The organism is Synechococcus sp. MIT S9220 (genome assembly GCF_014304815.1).
GTDB lineage: Bacteria > Cyanobacteriota > Cyanobacteriia > PCC-6307 > Cyanobiaceae > Synechococcus_C.
On the sequence record NZ_CP047958.1, the window covers coordinates 1,860,765 to 1,872,349 of the forward strand.

Sequence of the window (11,585 nt, forward strand, 5' to 3'; positions counted from 1 at the left end):
CAAGGGAGAAACGCGGCGATGGCTCGCCGGCACTGGCTCGATCCACTGGCCCGCAAGGTGCTCCAGGCCATGGGTGATCTACCCAAGGACTCCGTGCGCGTGGACACCAGCCCCTGGCCTGCAGAAGAAACAACGGTCGCTCCGAGTTGGTGCATCGACGTAAACAGGGCCACGGCGGAACAGTGGCGCCAGTTACCTGGCTGCAGCGAAGTGATGGTTGATCAGCTGCTGCGTTTACAGCAGGGCGGGGTGCAATTCAGCCAGATCGAGGATCTGGCTCAGCTGCTCGACATCTCGGAGAGTCTCTGCGAGCGGTGGAGACCCCATCTAATTTTCCGCTGGCACGGCGATGCCCCACAGTTACCCGAGCAGTCACCGCTTGATCTGAATGCCGCCAGCCCCACCCTGCTGGCCAAAACCCTCCCGTGGCCCGATGAGCGGCTGGAACGCCTGATCGCCGAACGACGGCGCGAACCGTTTCAGAACCTCGCGGATCTACAGGAGCGACTCTGCCTGCCCCCGGCGACGGTGGAGGCTTTGATCGGGCGTGTCCGCTTCGGGGCCAGACCAGCCGGCCCGAGCCTGCCGCCGCGAGGTTGACGGCAATGCCTTCCCCTCCTCGCCAGGGCAATCTTTTCGAGCAGCCCGCCCCTGCTTCTCATGAGAACGAACCTGCTGAATGGGCACTGAATGAGCAGCAGCTACAAAGCTGGCAGGAACGCATCCACAGCTTCCAGAGCCCTCTCTTTGAATCCAACAGCCCCAGACAAGAGCAAAGCAGCCTGTTCGGTAGTGAAGAGGCTGAAGCGGCCGGGGTTCAGCCTTTGTCGCTCAAACCACTGCCGCTGAGTTTCTGGCGCTGGCCGCAAAGCCCCCATCAAGGGGCGGCGTTGTACTGGGTCATGGATCGACCCGCCGGCCTGAAACACCCGATCCTGCTTTACATCGGAGAAACCATGGCGGCCGATCGGCGTTGGAAGGGGGAGCACGATTGCAAGGCTTACCTCGCGGCTTATCAGGAAGCCTGCGTGCACTGCGGTCTGAGCTGCAGAACCAGCATTCGTTTCTGGGGCGACGTGCCCAGAGCCACCAAGGCGCGGCGGCAGTTGGAACAGACCCTGATCCATCGCTGGCAGCCGCCGTTCAACAAGGAAACGCGCGATCGCTGGGCCACGCCGTTTCAAGCCGACTGAGCACAGCTCCTAGCATCGGTTCAGGCAACGGCTCAGGCATCAGCTCTCCATGAAAATCTCCCTCTCTCCGGCCACCCCTGAGGCCTGGAGTGGTTCGGTTCTGGCGCTCGGCATACCCCAGGACGATCCCCAAGGCCTGGTGGAGGCGATGGAACAGCGCTTCAACATTCAGCTGAAGCAGTGGCTGAAGCAGAAGCCCTTCACAGGCAAGAGCGGTGACTTAGCCAGCCTTCAATTGCTGCGCGGTGACTGCACCACCCTGGTGCTGCTGGGGCTGGGAGAGGCCGGATCCATCGAACGCGACAGCCTGCGCATGGCCGCAGCGGCCGCCGCCCGCGCAGCACAGGGGCAGGGAGGCTCCCTTGGGCTGTTGCTGCCGTGGGGATCCGTAGACCTCATCGCTGATGCCACTGCCGCTGCTGAAGCTGTGCGCCTGGCGCTCTACAGCGACTTGCGCTTTCGCAGCAAGCCCGAACCCAGCCCACGGCCGGAACAGGTGGAGCTGCTGGGCCAATGGCCAGCGGGCCTGACGCAGACGCTGGACACAGTTCATCCGATCTGCGCCGGCGTGGAGCTCGCCAGGGAACTGGTGGCGGCACCACCCAACAGCGTGACCCCGGAGGAACTGGCCCGCACCGCGGCAGCTCTGGCCCATGAGCATGGTCTTGAGCTCACCGTGCTGGAACGATCCGACTGCGAGGAGCGAGGCATGGGCTCTTACCTGTCGGTCTGCCAGGGCTCGGACATGGCTCCTAAATTCATCCACATCACTTATCGGCCCAGCGGAGTCGCCAAGAAACGACTGGTTCTGGTGGGCAAGGGACTCACCTTCGATTCCGGCGGATACAACCTCAAGGTCGGTGCCGCCCAGATCGACATGATGAAGTTCGACATGGGCGGAAGCGCGTCGGTCTTCGGAGCGATGCGCAGCATTGCTGAGCTGCGCCCTGCAGGAGTGGAGGTGCACATGGTGGTGGCCGCCTGCGAAAACATGATCAACGGCTCCGCGGTTCACCCCGGCGACATCGTCACGGCATCCAACGGCACCACAATCGAGATCAACAACACCGATGCGGAGGGACGCCTCACCCTCGCCGACGCCCTGGTGTATGCCTCCAAGCTCAAGCCCGACGCCATCGTTGATCTGGCAACGCTCACCGGTGCTTGCGTGGTCGCCCTCGGTGATGAGATCGCCGGACTCTGGACCCCGGATGATGCGCTCTCGAGTGATCTGGAAACCGCTGCAAGCGATGCCGGAGAAGGACTCTGGCGCATGCCGATGCACAGCTCCTATCGCAAAGGCCTCAAATCGCTGCTGGCCGATATGAAGAACACCGGACCTCGCCCCGGTGGATCGATCACCGCCGCTCTGTTCCTCAAAGAGTTCGTGGATGCCGGCATTCCCTGGGCCCACATCGACATTGCCGGAACGGTCTGGAGTGACAAAGGTCGCGGAATGAATCCCTCCGGCGCCACGGGCTACGGGGTCCGCACGCTGGTGAACTGGGTCATGAAACAGGCCTCAACCGCCGAGGCCTAAATTCACCTCTAAGCCGATCAAGCTGCATGGCCTCCAGCCCTCTTCGCTGGTATGTACGCGCCCAGCTGGGTGTTTTGCTATTGCCGGCAGGTCTATGCCTGTTCGGGGAGGCCGTCAGCCGCAGAACACTCCAGCTGGCAGGAAGCGACGGTGGTCCCTGGTGGTGGTACGGCACGCTCAGCCTGATCGCCATTAACGCGGGCGTAGGGCTGATGATCGAATCCGGACTGCTGCGTGGTTATCCCGGGCGCCAAAAAACAAGGCCAGAAACGCAGGATTGAGAAGCCGAATGATCTGAGTCTTCAGAGCCAGATCTCTCTCAGGACGCAGCAACCATCGTCAGAGAACGAGGATTTTCGAGCGCATGAATCTGCCAGCGTGCCCTCTCCGAACAACTGGCCATGACGCGCTCTAAATCGTCGGAAGCCTGTTTCGGGGATGGATACGGACCAACATGACGCGTCACGAGACCGTCTTTGATGGTCAGCAGATACATACAGACCTTTCACAACTCACTGCAGAATGGTACGCAGTCCAATCTGTATCGTCGATGGCGTAAAACCCGCACCTTCACTGAGAAGTCACTGAATCGGAGCGCAACGATCGCTACAGAATTTCCTCAGATTCCCGCAATCAAACCATCAGAAGTTGATGCGCCCCGCTGTCGACAACGATCATTTCGTCCAAGCATCTCCGCTGCGAGCTTGCTCACCCCAGACCTCATCGAGGCGTTTATCTCGTCCGCAAGCCCAGCGGTAGTACTTGTACTTCACTGAATTCAATTCGGCAAAATTCTGGTGGTAATCCTCAGCAGGCCAGAACTTTTCAAGAGGTTTGATCTCCACCTTGAGAGCGGATTCAAACACACCGAGCTCCTTGGCAGCTGCTGATTGACTGGCAAGAGCCTCCCTGGTCTGCTGATCATCACCGGTGAAAATCACCGGTCGGTAGGAGTCGCCGCGATCACAGAACTGACCTGCACCGTCGAGGGGATCCACATTGCGCCAATACGACTGGAGAAGCTTCGGATAACTGATCTTTTCGGAGTCAAACAGCACTTCCACCACCTCCTGATGCCCGGTGGTTTCAGCACTCACCTGGTTGTAAGTCGGCTCGGAAACACTGCCGCCGCTGTAGCCGCTTTCCACCGAGATCACTCCTGGAAGTTTCTCCAGATCACTCTCCATGCACCAGAAACAGCCCCCAGCCAGCACGGCGCTCTGCTCCTCAGCAAGCACTGAAGCAGGTGAGACCAGGAGCAGAGCTCCCACAACCATCGACAACAGGATCTGAATCACAAACGAGTTCAAGTAGACAGCTGATCGAGAATGGCGGCAGCAGCGCGATCGGTCACTCCCGGCTCCCCCAGCGTTTGGCGCAGCCGTTCATAGCCACTCAGCATCGTTTGGCGCGCTTCAGGGTTCTCCAACAGCGGAATGGCTTGGGCAAGCAACTGGTCGGCAGCAAAGTCTTCTTGCACAAATTCGGGAACCAGCCGCTCATTGAGGAGCAGGTTCACAGGCGAAATGTGATCCACATGGAAGCCCAACACATTGCGCGCCACCCAGGCCGTCAACCGGCTCACCCGGTACCCCACCACCTGGGGCACCCCTTGTAGAGCCAGCTCGATATTCACTGTTCCCGACTTTCCAAGCGCGAGATCCGCCGCGCTGAACAGGGCCGGTTTCAGCGCATCCGCATCAGCAGCTGGAATAACCCGTCCACGCACACCGGCGGCTTCAAGCCCTTCCTGCAGGTCACGCTCGAACCGACTGAGGCCTGCAGGAACCATCACCATCAACTGGGGATCACGTGCCTGCAAACGTGCAGCCACCTCAACAAGCGCAGGCATCAAATAGCGCAGCTCCTGGGGCCTGGATGCGGGCATCAGCAACAGCAGCCGTCCTTTCGGATCAAGACCGAGCTGTCGACAAGCCTCAGCACGGTCGGGCTTGCCTGCAGCAAGATCAAGCAGAGGATGACCAACCCAGGTGACCTGCGCACCATGGGATGCATAGAAGGATGCTTCCTGGGGGAAGATCGCCAGGATGCGATCGGTAAAAGACAAAAGGCTGCTCGTGCCGTTGTCATTCATACGCCAAGCCCATTCCTGTGGGGCGATGTAGTAGGTGATCGGCACCTCAGGCAATTTGCGGCGCAGACGCTTGCCCAGACGCACATTGGCGCCCATGTAGTCAATCAGCACCACTGCATCGGGAGGCCTGGCACTGAGCTGCTTATTGACACGCGACTGCAGCTTCAACGTCGGCACGACCTGGGGAAGATGCTCCAGCAGACCGATCGAACCCAGTGGAGCCGTATCGGCAAGCAGTTCCGCACCGGCTGCATGCATCCGTGGTCCCCCCAAGGCCAGCACCTCGAGATCGAGGCTCCTCAGGCGAGCTTGGCGATGAAGAGCCTGAACCAGAAGGCTTCCCTGAAGATCACCAGACACCTCACCGGTGCTGATCAGCACACGCACCATCAGCGGCCACCGACAGCAGGCATGGGGCCACGCCGTCCCTGACTGATCGATCCCTCGAGGAAGGAGCAGAGATGATCGGCAAGAGGCATCAGGGGCTGCTCACGGGCCAGCCGCAGACCCTCAGCGATGACGTGGTCTGAGCGATAGAGCAGTGCCCAAACATCCTGAAGCTGCTTGATTTCCTGACCCTGATCCTTGCGATCAAGTCCGCGCCTGCGCAGACCCACGCGGTTGAGGCCGCGCACCCTTCCAGGATGACCCTCAACAAGGCAATAGGGAGGCACATCCCTGTCCACTCTTGTCATGCCTCCAACCATGGCCATTCCGCCGATCTGCACGAACTGGTGGATTCCCAAGCATCCACCGATCACAGCCTTGTCCTCGATCAGAACATGACCGGCAACTTGGATGCCGTTGGACATCACGATGCCGTTGCCCAGAAGGCAGTTGTGTCCCAGATGGCAATAGGCCATCAACAGGTTGTGGTCGCCGATGCGGGTCTGCTCACCCTCGTCCGTCGCCCGGTTGATCGTGACGCATTCACGAATGGTGTTGTGATGTCCGATCACCACCTCTGTCGGAGCTCCCTTGTACTTGAGATCCTGAGGCTCCAGCCCGAGGCAAGCACCGGGGAAGATCTTGTTGTGGTCACCGATCACAAGTCGACCATCAAGCACCGCGTGAGGCCCGACCCAGGTGTTTGAGCCGATGCGAACATCAGGACCCACGACGGCACCAGGACCGATCACAACACCGGCGGCGAGCTCAGCACGAGAATCAACCACCGCAAGCGGATGAATCTGGGGAGGACGGTCCTCAGCAGTCACGGCGGGGGATCGCTGTTCACTCATCATGCTCAATCAACCAGCGAGAACATGAGCTCGCCTGAGCAGACCAGCTGACCATCCACAGTGGCCTCCGCCTTCACCTTGCCAAAACGCTTGCGTTTGAGACTCAGCAGCTCACAAGTGATCAGCAACTGATCACCTGGAATCACCGGACGGCGGAAGCGAACGCCATCGATACCAGCGAACACAAACAGACCTTTGGGCAGATCTGGCATCTGGGTGACGATCAGGCCACCCACCTGTGCCATGGCCTCAACGATCAACACCCCGGGCATTAACGGGCGCCCCGGGAAATGGCCCTGGAACTGAGGCTCATTGAGCGTGACGTTCTTGATGGCCACTGCTTTTTCACCGGGCACATGCTCCAGAACGCGATCCACAAGCGCGAAGGGATAGCGGTGGGGGAGCAGACCCATGATCTGCTCCGCGGTGAGCAGAGGCTGAGCTGCGGCGGTAGCGGAGGAGGAAGTCAAATCGTTTCAGCGCTGAGCATCGGATCGATCGGCCAAAACCGCTGCCAGGTCGGTATGCAGACCATGGGAGCCGCGGTAGACCAGCACCTGCGCCCGCGGAAAACCCACAAGGGCCAGATCACCGATCAGGTCCAGAAGCTTATGGCGCACCGGTTCATCGGGATAGCGCAGAGGTGGATTCAGCCATTGGTCGCCATCACAGACCAGGGCATTATCGAGGGCTCCACCTTGAATCAGCCCCGCTGCACGCAGTTGATCCACCTGCTCACGGAAGCCGAAGGTGCGGGCCGGAGCGATCTCTGCCACGAAGCTCTCTGGCGTCAGCTCCAGGGCACATTGCTGACGACCGATGGCCGGCTGGGGGAAATCAATCACACCCACCAGCATGAACTGCTCAGCTGGAGTAGCGGTGATCACACTGCTGCCTCGATGCAGAGCGATCGGTTGCTGCAGTTGCGGACGAGCGGGAGCAGGCGTTGATGCCGGAACAAGACCAGCCTCAGCGATGGCTTCCACCCATCCCTGAGAGGAGCCGTCCAAGAGGGGGATCTCGCTACCTTCAACTTCGAGATGCACGTGCGTAAGACCACAGCCGGCGATGGCTGCGAGCAGATGTTCCACCGTGGCGAGCTTGCGATCACCCAGCTCAAGGGTGGTGCAGAGCGGACTGTCTCGCACTTGCGAAGGCTCGAGCTTGAGCGGCTCACCGCCGTTTGCTGGCCAGCTCACCCAGACGCCCGGCTGAGACGAAGGCTGAAGGGTGACGGAGACCTGATCACCGCTGTGCAGGCCGATGCCGCTGCGGCGGGCTGGTCCCGCCAGGGTCCAGGCTCCGTCGTAATCATGAGGCAAAAAGCCCATCAGAATTTCCAGCCGACGCCCAGATTGAAGCGGTACTCACCAGTGAAGTTTTGACTGGCAACCTCCAGACGCAGTGGCCCAACGGGCGTGGTGACGATCACACCAACACCTGGAGAAACACCCGATCCAGGTTTGTCGAGCAGCTCGCCAGGTTTGCCGGGAACATTGGCTTGAGATCCGAAATCGGTACCTGCATCGATAAACACTTCGCCGGCGAAAATACTGAAGATGGGGAATCGGTATTCGATGGTTGCTTCTCCGAAACTGCGACCGACGGCCAAATCACAATCGAACCAGCCACGAACTGAATTGGATCCACCCATGCAGAAGGCTTCATAGGGAGGCAAATCACCAATTACGGTGCCAGCCTTAATTTGGAAAGCCAGTGCCTGAGGGCAGTTTTCTGGTTCACCCTCCTTGGGACGACAGCCTTTGGCGAACTTCAGCCATTTCACAGGAATGAAATGGGTGTAGCTGGTGCGAACGCGGTTAAAGGTTGGCGAGTTCTCTCCAATCGAAACGTATTGCTCAGTGCCAAAACTGAAGAAGTTACCTGAGGTCGGATTGCGACCGTCGTTCAATGTGTTGTAAGTGGTTGCAAGTCGAACACTCGCAAGAGTATTTCGATCGGCACAATTAAACGAGGTACAAATGACTTCGTTATTGTCTATTCGATCATTTTTAATCTTATCGCTGGGTATTCCATAGGGTCTAGTATCACCTGCATAATTAATCGGACGAACAGCCTGAAGATTTAGCCCAGCCAGAACCTGCCAGGGGACCTTCTTAAAAGGATCTCCACCATTGAGCGGACGGGAAAAAATCACGTTGCCGCCAAGACGTTCTAACGCGATTGAATCACCCTCGTAGTCAAACCAGCTGGTGCTGCCAAATTGCTCACTGGCTTCAGCAACATTATCAAATTTACTGTTAGCCGGATTGTTAGTGGAGTCAATTGAATAGGAATATTCAGAATTGCTGTTCTGATAATCGCGAAGACTGACAATATCTCCATTGTTCTGGCTCTGGAAGACCTGAGGAACTTCCCGGCTCAGGAACACGGAAGTCCGGAAAGAGGTGCGGTGACTGTCTCCTTTGATCCAGGGATCGGAGAAGGTGAGGTTAGCCAGCCCGCCGAACTGTCCGTAAGTGACATTGAGTGCCAGGTCCCAGGCACGCCCAAACAGATTGCTATCGGAAAGCTGAACCTGACCAAAGACGCCCTGACTTTGGCTGTAGCCAAGACCACCTGAAAGCGAACCAGTGGACTGCTCGACGATGCCGAGAACGATGGTGACGAAACCTGGCTCACCAGTCACAGGTCTCAAGGTCACCTTCACATCACTGAACAGCGAGGTGCCGTACAAACGCCGGATGTCGCTCTCGAGCTGATTGCGATTGAAGGGTTCGCCTGGCTTGATGGAGATCTCCCTACTCACAACCCAAGGCTTGGTCTTGCCGTTGATCGGCTCTCCTTTCTCGTTGGTGTCTTCCCCTTCCTTATTGATGAATTTCACCTCGATACCCGCCACGCTGCCGATCAGCACTTTCAGCTGCACGACTCCATCAGGACTCACCCTGGTGGGCCCACTCACACGGGCGAGTGAATAACCCTGATCGGCATACCACTTTTGCAGTTCCTTAATACGCAGCTGCAACTCATTCAGGTTGAGAGTGCGTCCGTAATCAGAACTGAAGGTGTCCTCGATTACCTGAGGCTCAATCTTGTTGTCTTCAGGCTCGAGAACAACCTGAGTCATCACAGGGTTGGGCACCACCTGAACCGCAAGCTGAACACCCAAGGGGCCGTTGACCGGCTCAATGCGCACGTCTGAGAACCATCCGGTGGCGTAAATGGCATCAAGATCAAGCTTCAACTCCTCCCTCGTCACCCGGCTACCGGGGCGTACACGCATGGCGTCGTAAGCAGCAAGTTCGAGACGTTCTTGCTCTGGATGTCCATCGATGCCCTCAATGATCACCTCGGTGATCAGCACCCTGGGCTGTTCAGGCCCTTCGTCAATGGGCTCGGCGACGGGAGTTGCAGCAGGGGCAGGGGTGACCTCGATCTGTTCGACCTCGATCTGCTCTTCCGTTATCTCTGTCTCTACACCATCTGAATCAACCGCTTCCGCCTCTCCATCCACCTGAATGTCTTCAACCTGCGCAGTCTCAATCTCTGTTCCCTCAGGCTCAGCCTGGGCTTGAGCCGGCAGGCCACTAATCAAGGGCAGAGCGAGGGCAAACCCCACTGCACCTCGCCGAACGGCGTTCTTGGTTCGGATGGAGGAGAAAGCGACCATTGGGGAGACGGAAGTCGGCCGATCCGGCCACAAACGTCGCTGAACTTAACTGCAGTTGCGGGGGGTCGGGCAGGCCCCTTGTACCCGTTTGCAGACCTCCCCGTAGGCCTCGATCACTCCACCTAGGTCCTTACGGAATCGGTCCTTGTCGAGGATGCGCTCCTCCGCATCCGTACACGACAGGTCCCAGAGCCGACAGGTGTCAGGGCTGATCTCATCAGCCACAAGCAGCTCACCGGCAGCATTCAGCCCAAGCTCAAGCTTGAAATCCACCAGATTCAAGCCGATTTCCTTGAAGAAAGGAATCAGCACCACATTGACTTTTCTGGCGAGAACCTCGATCCGCTCCCGCAGCTCGCTAGAGACCAGTCCCAGCAATGCCAGGCGAGCATCCGTCAGCAACGGATCACCAAGACCATCATCTTTGTAATACAGATCGAGCAAAGCCGGCTCAAGGACTGTGCCCTGGACAATCGGCGTCTCGCGACAAAGCGAGCCAGTCGCGATGTTGCGCAGCACCACCTCAACTGGAATCACCTCGACGCGCTGGACAACCATCCAAGTCTCCTCAGCGATTCCGCAGTAATGGGTGGGAATTCCCGCCCGCTCCAGCACTTCGAACAAACAGGCTGAAATCCTGCAGTTGAGACGCCCCTTGTCTGCCAGCTGAGCCTTTTTCTGAGCATTGAAAGCAGTGGCATCATTTTTGAACTCCACCAGAACTTGCTGGTCGTCTGAACCGGCATAAATGCGCTTGGCTTTGCCCTCGTAGAGAAGGTCGCCGTGGGGAATGGTCATGGCTGCTCGTTGACGCCGGTCGCGCCGGCTTCAGGTGATGGTGATTCTCCCAGCGCGGCGTGGCCACCCGGTGCCCGTGGAGAACGCAGTTCCTGCTGAAGCTGCTGGTGGTTCTCAAGAGACACTCCTGGCAGATCCTGATCAAGATCCAACAGAGTGAAGCGATCATCCACCCTGGTTGCCAGCCGCCGCAGACGTTCCCGGGGACGATCACCGCTGCCGCCACTGGCAAGCTCAAGCCGCAGCTGCAACCGCAGCAAGTCCTCCGCCTGGTTCCAGGCCTGTTCAGCCGCCGCCTGATCGAGAGCCGCTTCGATCAACGATGCGCTGCGTTCGGACTCCATCACACCCAGCAGTTCAGCCGCGAGACCCAGACGACGTGCCGCAATGACCCCTGTCGTCCGCCCGGCAAGCAAGGTGATCACAGCCTGATCGGGCTGCCCGGAGGCGATCTGCGCTTCGGCCAAAAGATCAAGAGCTGATCGAGTGGTGGGCATTCCTTGCCCATCCAGACCCACCACAAGCTGCTCCGCATCGAGCCTGGTGAGATCTCCTTCCGCCAAACGCAACAGCGCCAGGACAATGCGCTCCTGGTCCAATGCCGCACTGGCAGCCTGCCAGGACAACAGCAACCACTCCCGACGGCGAGGGCCTGGACCGGGTCCGTAGCGACTGAGGACCACCTGTGCGCTATCCGGCGCCTTGCAGGACATCAGAGCCCTGGCATTGGCCATCACCACATCAAACGTCTGCGGGGCTGGCGCAACCAGCATCAGTCGATCACGCAGCAACTGGAGACGTTCATTGGCTCCAAAGCTGGCCGACTGCTCGCAGGCCAGTTTCAGATCAGCAAGACCTCCTTCGATCAGCACAATCTCAAAGGCCTCCTGGGGCATTGGTGCTGCGGATTGGAGCGACACCGAGGAGCCAGGCCCTGCAGAGCCTGGCACCGCCGCCAAGAGAAGTGAAAGAGGCAGAGGGAGCAAACCCATGGGCCGGAAGGCGTTCAACAAAGATGGAACGATCTCTCCGCCATCAACAACAGCGGAGCGACGTTCAAACCTAAGGGCCTTAGCCCGAAACG

General features: G+C 58.9%; 12 protein-coding genes. 4 read left to right on the top strand and 8 right to left on the bottom strand.

Annotated features, from left to right (window positions below; all coding sequences use genetic code 11):
- Positions 1 to 18: 18 nt before the first annotated feature.
- Genes SynMITS9220_RS10400 through SynMITS9220_RS10415 form a run of 4 tightly spaced genes read left to right on the top strand, consistent with a single transcriptional unit; the run spans position 19 to position 3,014 of the window.
- Complete coding sequence (locus tag SynMITS9220_RS10400) at positions 19 to 600, top strand: type II secretion system protein GspK (protein ID WP_186989119.1); 582 nt, start codon at positions 19 to 21, stop codon at positions 598 to 600.
- 5 nt (positions 601 to 605) lie between these two features.
- The gene (locus SynMITS9220_RS10405; protein WP_186989121.1) at positions 606 to 1,193 is read left to right on the top strand and encodes a GIY-YIG nuclease family protein; all 588 of its coding nucleotides are present in this window, start codon (positions 606 to 608) and stop codon (positions 1,191 to 1,193) included.
- A 49-nt stretch (positions 1,194 to 1,242) separates the two neighbouring features.
- Positions 1,243 to 2,733 (top strand): leucyl aminopeptidase, encoded by a 1,491-nt coding sequence (locus tag SynMITS9220_RS10410; protein WP_186989123.1) that lies wholly within the window; start codon positions 1,243 to 1,245, stop codon positions 2,731 to 2,733.
- Between the two features lie 26 nt (positions 2,734 to 2,759).
- Positions 2,760 to 3,014, top strand: a complete 255-nt coding sequence (locus SynMITS9220_RS10415; protein ID WP_067095947.1) for a hypothetical protein — start codon at positions 2,760 to 2,762, stop codon at positions 3,012 to 3,014.
- A gap of 393 nt (positions 3,015 to 3,407) precedes the next feature.
- Here SynMITS9220_RS10415 and msrA read toward each other — a convergent pair whose 3' ends face one another.
- From msrA to SynMITS9220_RS10455, 8 genes are read right to left on the bottom strand one after another with little or no spacing between them, the layout of a single operon-like run.
- Positions 3,408 to 4,010 carry a peptide-methionine (S)-S-oxide reductase MsrA gene (msrA, locus tag SynMITS9220_RS10420; RefSeq protein WP_186992114.1) on the bottom strand — a complete coding sequence of 201 codons (603 nt, stop codon included), beginning with the start codon at positions 4,008 to 4,010 and terminating at the stop codon, positions 3,408 to 3,410.
- A gap of 29 nt (positions 4,011 to 4,039) precedes the next feature.
- Positions 4,040 to 5,218, bottom strand: coding sequence for a lipid-A-disaccharide synthase (gene lpxB / locus SynMITS9220_RS10425; protein ID WP_186989125.1), 1,179 nt, complete (start codon positions 5,216 to 5,218; stop codon positions 4,040 to 4,042).
- The gene (gene lpxA / locus SynMITS9220_RS10430) at positions 5,218 to 6,069 is read right to left on the bottom strand and encodes an acyl-ACP--UDP-N-acetylglucosamine O-acyltransferase (RefSeq protein WP_115125635.1); all 852 of its coding nucleotides are present in this window, start codon (positions 6,067 to 6,069) and stop codon (positions 5,218 to 5,220) included. Before lpxA ends, lpxB begins: the two co-directional genes overlap by 1 nt.
- 5 nt (positions 6,070 to 6,074) lie before the next feature.
- Positions 6,075 to 6,503 (bottom strand): 3-hydroxyacyl-ACP dehydratase FabZ, encoded by a 429-nt coding sequence (gene fabZ / locus SynMITS9220_RS10435; protein ID WP_067096030.1) that lies wholly within the window; start codon positions 6,501 to 6,503, stop codon positions 6,075 to 6,077.
- 42 nt (positions 6,504 to 6,545) lie between these two features.
- On the bottom strand, positions 6,546 to 7,400 hold the full coding sequence (gene lpxC, locus SynMITS9220_RS10440) for a UDP-3-O-acyl-N-acetylglucosamine deacetylase (protein WP_186989127.1): 855 nt from the start codon (positions 7,398 to 7,400) through the stop codon (positions 6,546 to 6,548).
- Positions 7,400 to 9,703, bottom strand: a complete 2,304-nt coding sequence (locus SynMITS9220_RS10445; protein ID WP_186989129.1) for a BamA/TamA family outer membrane protein — start codon at positions 9,701 to 9,703, stop codon at positions 7,400 to 7,402. The genes lpxC and SynMITS9220_RS10445 overlap by 1 nt, the downstream gene beginning before the upstream one ends.
- A 45-nt stretch (positions 9,704 to 9,748) precedes the next feature.
- Entirely contained in the window at positions 9,749 to 10,501 is a 753-nt protein-coding gene (gene purC, locus SynMITS9220_RS10450; RefSeq protein WP_186989131.1) for a phosphoribosylaminoimidazolesuccinocarboxamide synthase, read from the bottom strand.
- Positions 10,498 to 11,493, bottom strand: coding sequence for a hypothetical protein (locus SynMITS9220_RS10455; protein ID WP_186989133.1), 996 nt, complete (start codon positions 11,491 to 11,493; stop codon positions 10,498 to 10,500). Before SynMITS9220_RS10455 ends, purC begins: the two co-directional genes overlap by 4 nt.
- Between the last annotated feature and the right edge of the window lie 92 nt (positions 11,494 to 11,585).